The following is a 14954-nucleotide window of genomic DNA, read 5'->3' on the forward strand; positions in this document are numbered from 1 at the left end:
CACGTCCTTCTGGAATCTCGTCGCCCGGGCCGGCGGGCGTCGGCCCCGGCCCAGGCCCAGGCCCACCGGCGTCCGCCCAGGGCGTCTTCGCCGCGACGGCTGAGCCGGGAGCCGGCGGCTCACTCCGCGGTCGGCAGGGGCTGCTCGGTCCAGATGGTCTTGCCGCTGGGGGTGTAGCGGGTGCCCCACCGCTGGGTGAGCTGGGCGACGATGAACAGGCCCCGGCCCCCCTCGTCGTCGGAGGCGGCGTGCCGCAGGTGCGGCGAGGTGTGGCCGGTGTCGGCGACCTCGCAGACGAGGCTGCGGTCGCGGATCAGCCGGACGTGGACCGGCCCGCCGGAGGCGTAGCGGACGGCGTTGGTGACCAGCTCGCTGACGATCAGCTCGGTCGTGAACGACAGGTCTTCGAGCCCCCACTCGCCCAGCTGCCCGCTGGTGACGGACCGGGCCCGCGCGACGCTCTCGGCGTCGGCGTCCAGCTCCCAGACCGCCACCTGGTGCTCGCCGAGCATCCGGGTGCGGACCAGGAGCAGGGCCGCGTCGTCGTCCACCGGGCCGGGCAGCAGCTCGGCCACGGTGCGGTCGCAGAGCTCTTCCAAGGGGCGCCGGCACTCGGTGAGGACGTCGCTGAGCAGGCCGAGCCCCGTCTCGGTGTCGTGGTCCGGGGCCTGGACGAGACCGTCGGTGAACAAGGCGAGGAGGCTGCCGGCGGGCAGCTGGAGCTCCACGCTCTGGAAGGGCGCGCTGCCCAGGCCCAGGGGCGGGCCTTCCGGGAGGCCGGGACGGCTGACGGCGCCGCCGGCGGGGTCGACGACGGCGGGCGGCGAGTGGCCCGCGCGCGCCATGCTGCACCGTCCGGACACCGGGTCGTAGACGGCGTACAGGCAGGTGACGCCCAGGGCCTCGTCGCCGTCGTCCCCCGGTGCGCTCCCGCCGCGGCCGTGCGCCCGCTCCTCGGCGGCGGACTCCTCGGCGGTCTGCCCGACCACGTCGTCGAGGCGCGCGAGCAGTTCGTCCGGGGCGAGGTCGAGCCGGGCGAGGACCCGTACGCTCGTGCGCAGCCGGCCCATGGTGGCGGCGGCGCGCAGCCCGTGGCCGCGCACGTCCCCGACCACCAGGCCGACCCGTGAGCTCGACAGCGGGATGACGTCGAACCAGTCGCCGCCCACCCCGGAGCGGCTGTCGGCGGGCACGTAGCGGCTGGCCGCCTCGACCCCGGTCAGCGACGGCAGGTGGTGGGGCAGCAGACCGCGTTGCAGTTTGAGGGCGGCGGTGTGTTCCCGCGTGATGACCAGCATCAGGACGACACCGACGAGCAGGGCGCCCAGGCCGACGACGCTCACCCCGCCGGTCCGTCCGAGGAGCGGCAGGTCGAAGGAGGTCGAGCCGTAGTCCGGGGCGGCGTAGACGACGAAGGCGGCGTAGCAGAAGAGGCTGAGCATCAGGAGCCCGCCCAGCCCCGGAAGCACCCCCTTGAACAGCAGGTCCCGAGGGCTGCGCGTGAGCCGCCCGCGGTAGCACCAGACGCAGGCGAAGCCGGTGAGGCCGTAGTAGAAGGCGATCGCGAGGCCGACCGCACTGATGGAGTCGGCCAGCACATCGTGGCTGATCACGGTCAGCAGGACGAGGAAGCCGATGGAGACCAGGCCCATGCCGACGGTCGACCAGGTCGGGGTGAGGAACCTGCGGTGCACCCGGGCGAAGCGCGAGGGGACGGCCTTGTGGGCCGCCATGGAGAAGACGGTGCGGGCCAGCGGCAGGATGGTGGTCTGGGTGGACGCGACCGCCGAGGTCAGCACCGTGAAGATGAGCAGCTCGGTGAGGAACCAGCCGGGGCCCGTGGTGCCGAAGACGGCACCGCCCAGGCCGGAGAGCACGTCCCCGGAGTGGGCCGTGTTGCCCAGACCGGTGCCCTCGGCGCCGATCCCGGCGAACGCCTGCGCCGACGTCGCCACCAGGGCGTAGATGCCCAGCAGGAGCACGGTGGAGACGACCGCCGCCCGTCCGGGGGTGTGCCTGCTGTCGGCGGTCTCCTCGTTGACCGCGACGGCGGTGTCCCAGCCCCAGTAGATGAAGACCGCGGCGAGGAGGCCCGCGGTCAGCTCCTTGGCCGACGGCACGTGGAGGGGGTTGAACCAGGAGGCGGAGACGTGGATCGCCGTCGGCGGACCGTCGGTGTAGACCCTGACCAGGGCGGTCACCGCGAACAGGAGCAGCACCACCACCTCGGCGCACACCAGCCAGCGCTGGAGGGCCGCCGACACCTCGATGCCCACGTAGCAGACCGCGGTCATCACGGCGATCCAGGTGACCCCCGCGACGGTGGTCCACAGCCGGTCCTCGGCGAGCGCGTCGAACCCCAGCAGCCGGAAGCCGTAGATGCCGGCGATCTCCGCGAGGTTCGCCATGGCGATGACGTCGGCGACGATGATGCCCCAGCCGCCCATCCAGCCGATGCGCGGGCCGAAGGCGCGGGAGGCCCAGGTGAAGGTGGTCCCGCAGTCGGCGTCGCTCGCGTTGAGCTCCCGGTAGGCGTACGCGATCAGCAGCATCGGGACGAAGGCCAGCATCGTCACGATCGGAGCCTGGAGGCCGACCCCCGCGACGATCAGGCCGAGCGTCGCCGCCAGGCTGTACGCAGGAGCGGTGGAGGACAGGCCCATGGCGACGGAGGAGAACAGTCCCAGGGCACCGGCCTTGAGCCCCTTCTCGCCCGCGCCGGGGCCGGGCGCGAGGGGCGCGGCGGGCGCGGCCGGGCCGCCGAAGACCGGACCACCGAAGAGCTTCACCCCTGCATTCATCTCCGCATCTCGCCTGGAGAGCTCGCGCCCCCGAGAGACCTCATGATCACCATTTTCCCCGTGGTCGATCAGGTCCGCCAGACGATGGCGTCCCGGGGTGTGTCAGAGTGGAGGTACGGCGCGGGTGAGGACGCGGAAGAGGGTTTCCCTGTCATGCCGGCACAGTCTGATCGCCTCGCCACCGCACGTCCCACGCTCGTGCACGGGCGGAGCGAGGAGCGCACGGAGCGGAACGAGGAGTACGCGGACCTGTTCGGACAGGCTCCGGCGGTCTTCGCTGCGCTGAGCGGCCCGGAACATGTACTGGAGGCGGCGAGTCCGGCGTTCTTCGACGCCTTCACGGGCGGCCGCACGACCACCGGCGTACCGGTCGCGGAGCTGGTCCCGGAACTGGCCCGGCAGGGTGTCCTCGACCGGCTCGACGAGGTGTACCGCACCGGCACCGTGTACCGGAACCGAGGCGGGCACCTCGTACTCGGTGGGCGAAGGGCCCGGCGAGAGGAGTTCTACGACATCACCTACGAGCCCCGCCGGGATGCGGCCGGCCGGGTCAACGGGGTGACGGTGATCGCGGTGGAGACCACCGCGTACCACCACGCGCAGCTCCTGGCCGCCGAGCAGCGCGTCCTGCTGGAGCAGATCGCGCGTGACGCCCCGCTGAGCGAGATCCTGACCGGCATGGCGAAGGCGATCGAGGAGCTCTCTCCGGACATGATCGTCTCGGTGCTGCTCCTCGATCCCGACGGCCGTCACCTGCGCCACGGCACGGCCCCGCGCCTGCCCGGCTTCTACAACGACGCGATCGACGGGATCGCCATCGGCGACGGAGTCGGCTCGTGCGGCACGGCCGCCCACCGGCAGGCACCGGTGATCGTCAGCGACATCGCCACCGACCCCCTGTGGGAGGGCTACCGCGACCTGGCGAAGCGGGCCGGGGTCGCGGCGTGCTGGTCCACTCCGATCCGTGGCTCGGACGGCCGGGTGCTGGGCACTTTTGCGATCTACCACCGCACTCCCAGGGCGCCCGACGATCAGGACCTGGCCCTCAGCGCAGCCTTCACCCGCATCGCCGCCCTGGCGATCGAGCGCCACCGCGCGGTGGAGGCGAGCCACGCCGCCCAGGAGCGGGAGAAGGCGGCTCGTGAGGACTTGGCCTTCGTCCTGGAAGCCAGTACCGCCATCGCGCGCCGGCCGGACTATGCCGACTGCCTCGAGCGCATGGCTCAGCTGACCGTGCCGGCCCTGGCTCCGCTGTGCGCCGTCCACGTGGTCGAGCGCGACCGGGTCCGGCGGATCGCCGTCGCCGCCGCCACCCGCGCCGAGGAGGGCCTCCTCGCCTCGCCCGGACTGAGCAGCGAGATCGACAAGGTGGTTGCCCGTGTGCTCGCCTCCGGCACCACCCGGACCGGTCGGATCGGCTCCCGTCCGGGCGGCCCGTCCGCACACCTCGGCGTCAGCGGTTACGTCTGCGTGCCGCTGGCCACCCACGGCCGCACCTTCGGCGCACTGACTCTGCTGGCCACCGATCGGCCCCTGGACGGCCACGTCGTCGCCCTGGCCGAGGAGCTCGCCCGCCGGACCGCTTCCAGCGCCGACAATGCCCGCCAGTTCACCGAACGGGCCGGACTCGCCCGCGACCTGCAGGCCGGCCTGCTGCCTCCCGAGCTGCCCGCGGTCCCCGGCGCCACTCTGGCGGCCGCCTACCACCCTGCCGGCGAAGGGCTCGACGTCGGTGGCGACTTCTACGACGTCTTCCCGCTCCCCGGCGACCGCTGGGCGCTCATGATCGGCGACGTATGCGGGCGCGGCGCTCGCGCGGCCACCACCACCGGCATCGTCCGCCGCAGCGCACGCGCCGCCGCCCGTCTCCTCAGCGACCCGGCGGCCGTGGTCACCGCCATCAACGCCGCTCTGACGGACCGGGCGGCCGGCGAGGCGGTGGGCGCGGAATGCTTCGTCTCACTCGTCTACGGCGAACTGCGGCACACCGCATCGCACCTGGCGCTGAACCTGATCCGAGCCGGCCATGTGCCCCCACTCGTGCGCCGGGCCGACGGCACGGTCGAAGAAGTCGCCCACCCCGGCCTGCTCCTGGGCGTCGGCCCCGACCCCGACGCGTCCCCGTGCGGCGTCGACCTGTACCCGGCCGACAGCCTGGTCCTGGTGACCGACGGCATCACCGAGGCCCGTTCCGCCGGCGGCGAACTCTTCGGGGAGGACCGCCTGGCCGACGCCCTCGGCGCACTCCGCACCTCCTCTCCTACGGCCGAGATGCTCCTCGGGTCGATCTCCACCGCGGTCGCCGCCTTCGCGGCTGATGCCACGCACGACGACCAAGCGGTTCTGGTCCTCACCGCCACCTGACCACGGCTTCCGTCGACGCCGGCGTCCCGGTCAGCTCGACCGGCTCGCGCGTTCGGTGCGGAACGCCGGTTCGTACCCACGGGCGGCTTCTCGTCCGGCGAGCAGAACGGCTGTTTCGGGCGACGCGAACTCAGCTCCCCTGGCGCCAACCGCCATGTCAGTAGGCCGTATTCGGCTCACTCGGCTCAGGTGAAGAAGTCGATCACCTCCGAGGACGCGGGGTCGTGAGCGCTGCGGCGGTGGCCGCGGCGCCGCCGGCCGGGCCGTGGAACTGCGCAGCCTCTGTGCGGGGAACGGCTCAGACGACGATGACCCGGCGCCCGCGCGTGTGACCCGCACGGCTGTCGATGTGTGCCGCCGCGGCCTCGGCGAGCGTGTACGACTTCCCGACCGGGATGCGGAGCTTCCCCCGCGAGATGAGGCCGGCGGCCTCGGCGAGGGCTTCCGGCACGTTCCCGGTCACACCGGAGAAACGGGCACCGAGCTCCGGCGCGGCGAGATCGGCGATGGAGACCACCTTCTGCGGGTCGCCGGTCAGCTCGACGAGCTCGCGGATCACGCCCGAGCCGGCCAGATCGAGAGCCGCGTCGACGGGGCCGAGCCGCCGCACCCGCTCGACCCAGCCCTCGCCGTACGTCGTGGCGTGGGCACCCAGGCCGCGCAGATAGTCCTGGTTCGCGGCCCCGGCCGTGCCGGTCACCGTGATGCCGCGGTCGCGGGCGATCTGCAGCACCGCCGAACCGACGCCGCCGGAAGCGCCGCTGACCAGCAGCGTCTGCCCGGGCTGCACGCCGACCTGACGGAGGATGCGCAGCGCGGTCTCCACCACGGAGGGGTACCCGGCCGCCTCCTCGAACGCCAGCCCCTCGGGCATACGGGCCCAGGCCGACAGCACGGCGTACTCGGCATAGGTGCTCGATCCTCGCCCGAACACGTGGTCGCCGACCTCGACCCCTTCGACGCCCGCGCCCACTTCGTCCACCACCCCGGCGGCGTCCTGCCCGACTCCGGCGGGCAACTCGATCGGACGGACCTTCCGGAACTGACCTTCACGGATCCTCCAGTCGACGGGGTTCACACCCGCCGCCCGCACGGCGACGCGTATCTGGCCGGGTCCCGCGTGGGGCTCCTCGGCGTCTGTGAGGTGCAGAACGTCCGGACCGCCGAACTCGGCGAAGCTCACTCTCTTCATACGGCGGACCATAACCCTAACGGTTAGTGTTTAACAACGGTTGCGCTTTCGCATCTGATAGCGTCAATCCATGACCGCGCAGCCCGGACGTCGTGAGCGCAAGAAGGCCGCGACCCGCCAGAAGATCGCCGACACCGCCCTGCGGCTCTTCCTGGAACGCGGATACGACGCGGTGGGCATCCGCGACGTGGCCGCCGAGGCCGACGTGGCCGTCACCACGCTCTTCTCCCACTTCGCCTCGAAAGAGGCCCTGGTGTTCGAGCAGGACGACACCTTCGAGCAACGCCTCACGCAGGCGGTCGCCGACCGGGCGCCGCACGACCCGCTCATCCCCGCGCTGCGCGGCGAGATCCAGGCCCTGGTGCGACATTGCACGGCGGACAGCGCCGCCCCGATCTGGCACCTGATCGACGGGTCGCCCGCCCTGCGGGAGTACGAGGAGTCGATGCGGCTGCGCCACGCGGAGTCACTGGCAACGGCCATCGCCGCCGATCCCGGCTTGTCACTGACCACGACGGCCTGCCGGACGATCGCGCGGTTCGTGATCGACGCCTATTCGCTGGCCCGCGAGGCGCCCGATCCGCAGGCCGCGGTGGACGAGATCTTCCGGATGATCGAGGCGGCCTGGGAGGTCGCCTGCCCTTCTGCGAGCGATCGCTAGGGTCGCGGTCGGCCGCGGCCAAGGGCACGAGGAGCGCGTCGGGCGCCTCGGCGACGCACGAAGCCGACATCGCCGAGGCTCCGGCAGAGGACCTGCTGTGCGCCCTCTTCGACCACGATGCCGAAGGCGACATCAAGTCGACCATCGCGGCCTACGAAACACCGGTCAGTGACCTGCTGTGGCCCGCCCACGGCCCCGGCCTCCACACCGACGGAGGCGGCCTGCACCCTGCCGGACTCTCCGGCCACCGGAAACGCCGGGGCCGCGGCACGTCCACCGGCATCACCGCGGCCACCATCGCCGAGGCGACTCGGCCACGGCCCGACGCGGACTGGAAACACGCTATCGACGGGCGCTCCATCACGTGGGGGGGCACCCGTCGCCCTTGTCTCGGCGTACGGTTCGACACCTTCACCCCCCCCCGCAACCCAACGGCCCTCTTCCCACCTCAACCACCTCGGGCGGACACACGGCCCACGAGCGCCGAGCCGGGCCCTCCGTCTGTCCACGAACGCCCCGGCGGCCTTCCTGCAGAGCCTCACCTTCGAACTGCCCCAGGGGAAAGGCCCCCCGCTGCCCACACCGCCACACGCTCTGCCCCCGTCGCGGCACCCGCACGGCCCCGCCCGCTCCGGACAGCAACAAGGCACACACCCGTCGGCGAACCCGAACGGAATCCGGCCGCACGGGTCGAGAGGTTCTGTCATGCACGTTTTGACCGAACCGGTGTCGCGACCCCACCGCTGCAGGCTTGCCGAGCCTCCTGCAGCTGGATGACCACCGCTGTACGGGACTCCTCATCCCGGTCGGCAACGACGTCATCGACCGCACCGACCGCACCGTGGAGTTCCCGAACAACATCGCATCCCCCACGCCGCGCCGGATCAGGCGCGTGGCCAGATACCGCCTTAGTGGCAGATTGGCTGATTTCAAAGCCGTGATGTTGCAGGGAAGTTAACACGGAGACATGATCACTGCTCGTATCGACCTGATCACTCATCCAGGAGCCGAGAAGTGATACGCAGAACCGCTCTCCGCGCCCTCGCCACCGTCGCCGTGACCGCGGCCCTGGCTCTGCCCCTCGCCCAGGGAGCCCAGGCGGCCACCCCGGCCACGACCGCCCCGGCGACCCCCGCGTCCCCCGCCACGATCAACGCGGGCGACGACAACCCCTTCCGCTGGATGGAACTGGACGGCCTGCGGGCCGACTTCCGGTTCATGTGCCCCGCGGGCCACTGTGTGGGCTTCTGGTCCCTGGTCCTGACGGACGACGCCGCGCAGCGGAAGTTCGAGGGCGGCAAGTTCTTCGTCTACGCCCCGGCCACGGGTGAGTTCAGCTTCTTCCTCGACACGGACATCGCCGTGCGCACGGTCGACCACCCCCGTCAGGTCCGCCTGGTCGACACCGAGTTCATGCGCTCCCACCCCCGCGTCGAGGTCCGCTACGGCGACCCCGGCCACCCGGACCGGGCCCGCGTCGTCGCCTCGGCGACGACGCTGATGTAGCGAGCCACCAGCCCCGCCGGACCCGGGCGACTAGCCCGCACCGGGCGGATGACCGAGTCGCGCCGACCCGTCCGGTGGCCGCCGCGGTCATGACCGGCGACGAGCGCGCCGCCACCGCCGTCTCCCGCATTTCCCGCATCTCCGTCCGCCTCTCGGCGGCAGCCTTCCTGCCGTCGGCGCGGCGACGGCAGGAAGGCGCGGCGCGGCCAAGTCCCTGAGCGGCAGCTCGCCGCAAAACCCCCTCCCTTGCGCCGGGCTCTCGCACGCCCTCGTTTCACGAGATCTCACCAAAAGGAGTTGTCGATTTTCATGTACAAACGTCGCAGAGTGCTCGCCTACGCCACCGTGGGTGCAGTCATGTGCACCGCCGGACTCATGCCGTCGGTCAGCCAGGCCGCCGGCAGCGGGGACAAGGAAGAGAAGGGGTCCTACGCCGAAACGCACGGCCTGACGGCGGACGACGTCAAGAACATCAACGCACTCAACGAAAGCGCTCTGACCCTCGGGCAACCCGGCACGCCTCCGGCGGAATTATCTCCGAGCGCCGGCCCGTCCTTCCGCGCCCCCGACTTCGTCGACGACAGGGAAACCCCTCCGGCCGAGCCGCTCGACAGGATGCCCGACGCGTACCGGGCCTCCGGAGGCCGGGCCACTACGGTCATCAACAACTACATACGCAAGTGGCAGCAGGTCTACAGCCACCGCGACGGCAAGCCGCAGCAAATGACCGAAGAGCAGCGGGAAAAGCTGTCCTACGGTTGCGTCGGCGTGACCTGGGTCAATTCGGGCCCCTACCCGACGAACAAATTGGCGTTCTCGTTCTTCGACGAGAACAAGTACAAGAACGACCTCAAAAACACCGGCCCCCGCCCCGGTGAAACGCGGGCGGAGTTCGAGGGCCGCATCGCCAAGGACAGCTTCGACGAGGAAAAGGGCTTCAAGCGGGCGCGTGACGTGGCGTCCATCATGAACAGGGCCCTGGAAAACTCCCACGACGAAGCGGCGTACCTCGACAACCTCAAGAAGGAGCTCACGAACAACAATGATGCTCTGCTCCACGAGGACGGCCGCTCGAACTTCTACTCGGCACTGAGGAACACGCCGTCTTTCAAGGAAAGAGACGGAGGCAACTACGACCCGTCCAAGATGAAGGCGGTGATCTACTCCAAGCACTTCTGGAGCGGACAGGACCAGCGGGGCCCCTCCGACAAGAGGAAGTACGGCGATCCGGAAGCCTTCCGCCCCGACCGGGGCACCGGGCTGGTCGACATGTCGAGGGACAGAAGCATTCCGCGCAGTCCCGTCAACCGCGGCGAAAGCTGGGTCAACTTCGACTACGGCTGGTTCGGGGCTCAGACAGAAGCGGACGCCGACAAGACGGTATGGACCCACGGCGACCACTATCACGCGCCCAACAGCGGTCTGGGCCCCATGCACGTATACGAGAGCAGGTTCCGGAACTGGTCAGCCGGGTACGCGGACTTCGACCGCGGAACCTACATGATCACGTTCATCCCCAAGAGCTGGAACACGGCCCCCGCCAAGGTGAAGCAGGGCTGGCCGTAACAGAACCGCGCAGGAGGTCCGGGGCACCCGGCCCTCCTGCGTGACTGCCGCCCGCGGGCCGGCACCGCGTCGAGCAGCGCCCGAACGGCGCCCGTTCGTTCAGGTTCAGGGAGCCGCCCCGGACGTACCCCACGTCCCCGGAGCCCATGGGGAACCCGACCGCGTACCGGCCCGGCCCCTCGGAGAAGACGATGTGCAGCGGCCCGCCCGTGCCGCCGGGCGGCCCGGGCGGCCGGAAGCGTGCCGTCCTCGCTCCGGCTCGGGGCACTGGATTCCGGCGGCTCTGGTCACCATGCGCTGATGACCGGCGCGTCGGGTTCGTGCTGCCGCCAGGTCTCGTTGAGGCGCGCGAGCCGGTCCGCGGCGGCGATGCCGCGCAGGGAGGCAACCTTGCCGTCGCTGACTTCGAACGCCACGGCGCCCACGACCCGGTCGTCGACCACGGCGACGACGGCCGGGGAGCCGTTGACCAGCGCGATGTGGAGCGCCGGGGAGCCGCCGGCCAGCCGCCGCTTCGCCGGAGTGGGCTTGAAGCCGGCCCGCACGTAGGAGGCGACGCGCTCGCGCGTCCTGTACCGCAGCAGCCGCCTGGCCAGTCCGGCGCCGTCCGAGACCGCGATCACGTCGGCGGTGAGCATCGCCACCAGCCGTTCGGTGCGCCCCGACACGGCGGCCGCGAGGAACTCCTCGACGATCCGGCGCGCGGACGCGGGGTCCACCTCGTCGCCGCCGCGGCGCTCGGCGGCGACCCGGCGCCGGGCACGGTGGACATGCTGCTGGCTCGCGGACTCGGTGATGTCGAGGATCCCGGCGATCTCGGCGTGCGGGTACGAGAAGGCCTCGCGCAGGACGTAAGCGGCCCGCTCCACCGGCGAGAGGCGCTCCATGAGGGTCAGTACGGCCAAGGACACCGATTCGCGCTGCTCGAAGGTGTCGGCGGGGCCGAGCATGGGGTCGCCCTCGAGGAGCGGCTCGGGCAGCCGGTCTCCGGCAGCGCGCTCGTAGCGTGCCTGCGCCGAGCGGAGCCGGTCGAGGCAGAGATGGGTGACGACCTTGGTCAGCCAGGCCTCCGGCACCTCGATGCGTTCCCGGTCCGCGGCCTGCCAGCGCAGGAACGCGTCCTGCACGGCGTCCTCGGCGTCGGCCGCCGAACCGAGCAGACGGTACGCGAGCGAGGCCAGCCGGTTCCGGCCGGCCTCGAACCGTTCGATGGCTGCGCTGTCCATGCGGAGCAGCCTATGCGGCGGCCTTCACACCGGCCCGGTCGGGCGTCGTGGTCAGGCGGCGCTTGCGCTTCGGCATGCCGAAGGTCGGGTGGGCGATGCTCCACCCGGCTCCCTTGAGCACGCCCGACTTGAGTCGCGCCGCGGTCCGGCCGCCCAGGTACCAGGACTTCGACCGGACGTCCCCGTCCACCATCTGGAAGATGGCGTCCCGCCGCCCGAGGCTGATGTGGTTGCCGTAGTACTTCAGTCCGGTGGCCGGGACCTCACTATCCGTCAGGCGCGCGATGATCGCGGCGGTCGCCTGCATGTTGGTGAAACCGGCAGAGGCGCAGGACATCGGCAGTGGCCGGCCGTTCTCACCGATCGCGTAGACGCAGTCACCGGCGGCGTAGACGTCCGGGTGCGAGACCGAGCGCATGGTGCGGTCGACGACAATCTGGCCGGTCTCGGCGACCTCCAGGCCGCCGGCGGCCGCGATGGGGTGCACGGCGAACCCTGCCGACCACACGGTCACGTCGGCGGGGACGGGCCTGCCGCCGGCGGCGATCGCCCGTGTCGGCTCCACAGCTTCGATGCCGGTGTGCTCGTGGACGGTGATGCCGAGCCGGTCGAAGGCCCGGCGCAGGTGACGGCGGGCCTTCGGGGAGAGCCGGGCGCCCAGCTCGCCGCGGGCGGCGAGCGCGACCGAGAGGTCGGGCCGGGACTCGGCGAACTCGGTGGCGGCCTCGATGCCGGTCAGTCCCTCCCCCACGACCAGGACGGTGCCGCCCTCACCCAGGCCGGCCAGGCGCTCGCGCAGACGCAACGCCGAGGACAGTCCGGTCACGTCGAAGGCGTACTCGGCCGCGCCGGGGACACCGTGGTGGGCTACGGAGCTGCCGAGCGCGTAGAGAAGCGTGTCGTAGGCGAGCTCGCCGTCGCCGTCCTCGGCGGTCACGGCGACGGTCCTGCGCTCGGGGTCGAGGCCGGTGACGCGGGCCAGGCGCAGCCGCACGCCGGTGCCCGCGAACACGTCGGCGAGCTTGCGGAACGCGAGGTCCTGGCCGATCGCCAGCTGGTGGAGCCGCATCCGCTCGACAAAGTCGGGCACGGCGTTGACGACGGTGATCTCGGTGTCGGCAGGGGAAAGCCGGCGGGCCAGATTTCCGGCGGCGAAGGCCCCGGCGTATCCGGCGCCGAGTACGACGATGCGGTGCTTCATGGCGTTGCTCCTGTCTCGTTCGCGTGCCGCTTGAACGAGATGACGCCCCGATTGCTGACAGGGGCCGACTGTGATGTGGGTCACCGCGTTGAGGCGTGCCCTGTCTTGTGGGAGCGGGCCCGGGTCGGTCATGCGCAGGGCCGGTGGGGCCACCCGAGCCGGAGTACGGCACGATCGACCCGAATGGGACGTCCGGTGGCTATCGGGGCCTCGGGTTGGCAGGCTGGAGCCATGAACCCCGAGTTCGATGCCGCGCCGAGCCACTCCCGGCTCGGTGCTCCGATCGACGCCCGCCCCGCCCTCTGTTCGCCCCTGAGCATGCCGCGCTGATGGCCACGCCGCGTGGCCTGGCGCCCGCGGACTGGAGCAAGGGGCAGTGCCGGGCTGGACGGCGCGAGATCTCGCCGCGCACCTCCTGGGCGACTTCTACGGGCGCTCGCCCGGGACCGCGACGGGCACCGGGGAGGGCCCTCCTTCGCGCCGGGCGAGACGCTGGAGGCGTTCATCCACCGCAATCTGGAACGTGACGGCCACCGGGGACCGCTGGTCGCTCGCCGAGCCGGGCGTCGCACGTCCCGCCGCGGTCGTTCGCCTGAACCCGGAGACCGCATGGCGGCTGTGCGAAGGCGGCCGCGGCTGAGGCGTCGCGGTCGCGGTCGTCCCTCTCATCCGCTCTCGTCGCCACCGGAGTCCCCGTGTGCGGCGCTCGGACTCCGCTCGGCAGCCTCCGTCTCGCCCGGGTGGCCTGACGGTCGCGGTGCGGGGGCCCGGCATCCTTCCGGTGGTCAATGAGCGGAGCGGACGGCCCGGTAGGCTCGCCCGCTATGGATCAGCAGCACGTGTACCCAGCACCACCAGCCACCGCACCATCGGCGGACGTATCTTCAGCCATTGGTGGGGGTACTGGTCTGCGCCGGCCTCGGCGTCGCATACCCAAGCCGCGGCTCGACAGGGTCCTCGACGACAAGGGTCTGCTGGTCGGCATCCTGCTGCTGCCCTTGTTGGCGGCCGTTGCGTTCGTCGCTCAGTTCCTGGAGCTGCTCTACTACCTCTGCCTGCTGGTCTACGGAATCGTCATGAGCCCCTTCTGGTCCGTACGCGCGCTGTGGCGGGCCTTCGGGCCTGCCGTGACACCGGAGGAACTGGGCCGCCGCGCGGAAGCACGAAAGACGGTGAAGACGACCGCCGGCTGCCTGGCCTGGGTCGTCGGCCTCGTCATCGTGGTACTCGGCGCGATGGTGGCGATCGGGCTGAACATGGACAAGTAAGGCCACCGGAAGGCCATCTGCCTCACCGCCTTCGCCGGCCCGGCGTCCTGGACGGGGAACACCGAGCGTGTCCCTGGGTGATCAGCCAGTACGGCACCGCTGGACCGCTGGACCGCTGGACCGCCGAGCGCAGCGCCTCCCGGCTCCACGGCTGCCGCAGACTCCACCACCGGCTACGACCGCAGAAGACGAACGGCTCAGCTATCTCGGTTGAGATCGGCCCGGCTATCAGAGACATTACGTCGTCAGGCCGGAGGCATGACGAAGATCCGGGTCGACTTCCACCCGGGCCCTGCCTGCCCCTTCGCCTGGATCACCGCACAGTGACTGAACAGGAGCCATCCCGTGGCCAACACTTGGCAGACCACCTCCGGCGCTCGTGTCGAGGACCGAAGCGGGCAGGAGGATCCGGATCGCCCCGCGGCCTTCGACGACGCGGCGATACGCCAGGCCCGCAACTCCGCCGCGTTCTGGGCCGCAACCGGAGACTCCCGTGGCCACGAGGTGATCCGCCGACGCAGTTTCCTCGCCGTGCTCGGCGGCGAGCGCGCCGGGACACGCATCCTGCTTCAGGAACCCGACCCCGACGCGCACGAGCTCGCCGAGCTGACCGAGCTGGCCGGCCGATCGACCGGTCCGGTGGATGCCGAGGATCCGTTCAGTTCCACCGACCTGAGTCACCTGGGCCTGGACATGCGCAACTGGCAGATGCCGGTCATGGTGCGCCCGCCCGGCCCTGTCCCCGCACCCGCGATGGAGGTGATCCGAGCCCAGCGGACGCACGAGTTGCGGGCTGCCGAGCGGATCGTGATCGAGGGCTTCGAGCTGACCAGATTCACCCCCTACCGTCCCGGCGAGATGTTCCCCGCGGCACTGACCGAACAACCAGGCGTGAACGTCCATCTCGCCGTCCTCGACGGCGAGATGGTCGGAGCCGGCGTCACCGTCGTCCACGACGGGTTCGGCAGTCACTACTGGGTCGGCACGCCGTCGGCGCACCGTTCCCGCGGCGCCGGGCGGGCCGTCATGCTCGGCTCGCTCGCGCCCATGGCGAACCTTCCGGTGACACTCACCGCCTCACGGCTCGGACGACCGCTGTACGAGTCGCTGGGCTTCACCGCCGTCACCTCGTCGACCTGGTGGTCCTCACAATGACCACCACCGAGGCG

At 71.3% G+C, this 14954-nt stretch carries 10 protein-coding genes and 1 pseudogene; 7 read left to right on the forward strand and 4 right to left on the reverse strand.

The annotated features are described in order from the left end of the window. Positions 1–119 precede the first annotated feature (119 nt). A complete protein-coding gene (locus ACOTKD_RS12260) occupies positions 120–2801 on the reverse strand; it encodes a SpoIIE family protein phosphatase (protein WP_424888929.1) in 2682 nt (893 codons plus the stop codon). A 153-nt stretch (positions 2802–2954) separates the two neighbouring features. Here ACOTKD_RS12260 and ACOTKD_RS12265 point away from each other — a divergent pair, with 153 nt between their 5' ends. Further along, the gene (locus ACOTKD_RS12265) at positions 2955–5165 is read left to right on the forward strand and encodes a SpoIIE family protein phosphatase (RefSeq protein ID WP_424888930.1); all 2211 of its coding nucleotides are present in this window, start codon (positions 2955–2957) and stop codon (positions 5163–5165) included. Between the two features lie 298 nt (positions 5166–5463). On the opposite strand, the gene ACOTKD_RS12270 is transcribed toward ACOTKD_RS12265, so the two are convergent. After that, positions 5464–6357, reverse strand: a complete 894-nt coding sequence (locus ACOTKD_RS12270; protein WP_424888931.1) for an NADP-dependent oxidoreductase — start codon at positions 6355–6357, stop codon at positions 5464–5466. A 70-nt stretch (positions 6358–6427) separates the two neighbouring features. Between ACOTKD_RS12270 and ACOTKD_RS12275 the strand changes: the two genes are divergently transcribed. From ACOTKD_RS12275 to ACOTKD_RS12285, 3 genes are all read left to right on the forward strand, one after another. Continuing rightward, positions 6428–7018 carry a TetR/AcrR family transcriptional regulator gene (locus ACOTKD_RS12275; protein WP_424888932.1) on the forward strand — a complete coding sequence of 197 codons (591 nt, stop codon included), beginning with the start codon at positions 6428–6430 and terminating at the stop codon, positions 7016–7018. Positions 7019–8032: 1014 nt separating this feature from the next. Beyond that, positions 8033–8524, forward strand: coding sequence for a hypothetical protein (locus ACOTKD_RS12280; RefSeq protein ID WP_424888933.1), 492 nt, complete (start codon positions 8033–8035; stop codon positions 8522–8524). Between the two features lie 309 nt (positions 8525–8833). Beyond that, a complete protein-coding gene (locus tag ACOTKD_RS12285; RefSeq protein WP_424889122.1) occupies positions 8834–10090 on the forward strand; it encodes a protein-glutamine gamma-glutamyltransferase in 1257 nt (418 codons plus the stop codon). Positions 10091–10377: 287 nt separating this feature from the next. On the opposite strand, the gene ACOTKD_RS12290 is transcribed toward ACOTKD_RS12285, so the two are convergent. Next, positions 10378–11316: a sigma-70 family RNA polymerase sigma factor gene (locus ACOTKD_RS12290; RefSeq protein ID WP_424888934.1), complete on the reverse strand. Its 939-nt coding sequence runs from the start codon at positions 11314–11316 to the stop codon at positions 10378–10380. 10 nt (positions 11317–11326) lie between these two features. Further along, the gene (locus tag ACOTKD_RS12295) at positions 11327–12517 is read right to left on the reverse strand and encodes an NAD(P)/FAD-dependent oxidoreductase (RefSeq protein WP_424888935.1); all 1191 of its coding nucleotides are present in this window, start codon (positions 12515–12517) and stop codon (positions 11327–11329) included. A gap of 231 nt (positions 12518–12748) precedes the next feature. On the opposite strand from ACOTKD_RS12295, the pseudogene ACOTKD_RS12300 reads away from it, so the two are divergent. The 3 genes and pseudogenes from ACOTKD_RS12300 to ACOTKD_RS12310 all read left to right on the forward strand — a co-directional run. Continuing rightward, positions 12749–13030: pseudogene (locus ACOTKD_RS12300) on the forward strand (maleylpyruvate isomerase family mycothiol-dependent enzyme); the annotation flags it as partial. A gap of 311 nt (positions 13031–13341) precedes the next feature. Next, entirely contained in the window at positions 13342–13785 is a 444-nt protein-coding gene (locus ACOTKD_RS12305) for a hypothetical protein (protein WP_424888936.1), read from the forward strand. A 345-nt stretch (positions 13786–14130) separates the two neighbouring features. Beyond that, positions 14131–14940: a GNAT family N-acetyltransferase gene (locus ACOTKD_RS12310; RefSeq protein WP_424888937.1), complete on the forward strand. Its 810-nt coding sequence runs from the start codon at positions 14131–14133 to the stop codon at positions 14938–14940. The last annotated feature ends 14 nt before the right edge of the window (positions 14941–14954 follow it).

Origin of the sequence: Streptomyces sp. XH2 (assembly GCF_049725035.1) — a bacterium.
In the GTDB taxonomy this organism is placed as follows: Bacteria; Actinomycetota; Actinomycetes; order Streptomycetales; family Streptomycetaceae; genus Streptomyces; species Streptomyces roseoverticillatus.

Bases quoted from the DNA above. Each gene is read 5' to 3' on its own strand.
- ACOTKD_RS12305 (WP_424888936.1), top strand. From the start codon at position 13,342: ATGGATCAGCAGCACGTGTACCCAGCACCACCAGCCACCGCACCATCG.
- ACOTKD_RS12265 (WP_424888930.1), top strand. From the start codon at position 2,955: ATGCCGGCACAGTCTGATCGCCTCGCCACCGCACGTCCCACGCTCGTG.
- ACOTKD_RS12270 (WP_424888931.1), bottom strand. From the start codon at position 6,357: ATGAAGAGAGTGAGCTTCGCCGAGTTCGGCGGTCCGGACGTTCTGCAC.
- ACOTKD_RS12260 (WP_424888929.1), bottom strand. From the start codon at position 2,801: ATGAATGCAGGGGTGAAGCTCTTCGGTGGTCCGGTCTTCGGCGGCCCG.
- ACOTKD_RS12295 (WP_424888935.1), bottom strand. From the start codon at position 12,517: ATGAAGCACCGCATCGTCGTACTCGGCGCCGGATACGCCGGGGCCTTC.
- ACOTKD_RS12285 (WP_424889122.1), top strand. From the start codon at position 8,834: ATGTACAAACGTCGCAGAGTGCTCGCCTACGCCACCGTGGGTGCAGTC.
- ACOTKD_RS12275 (WP_424888932.1), top strand. From the start codon at position 6,428: ATGACCGCGCAGCCCGGACGTCGTGAGCGCAAGAAGGCCGCGACCCGC.
- ACOTKD_RS12290 (WP_424888934.1), bottom strand. From the start codon at position 11,316: ATGGACAGCGCAGCCATCGAACGGTTCGAGGCCGGCCGGAACCGGCTG.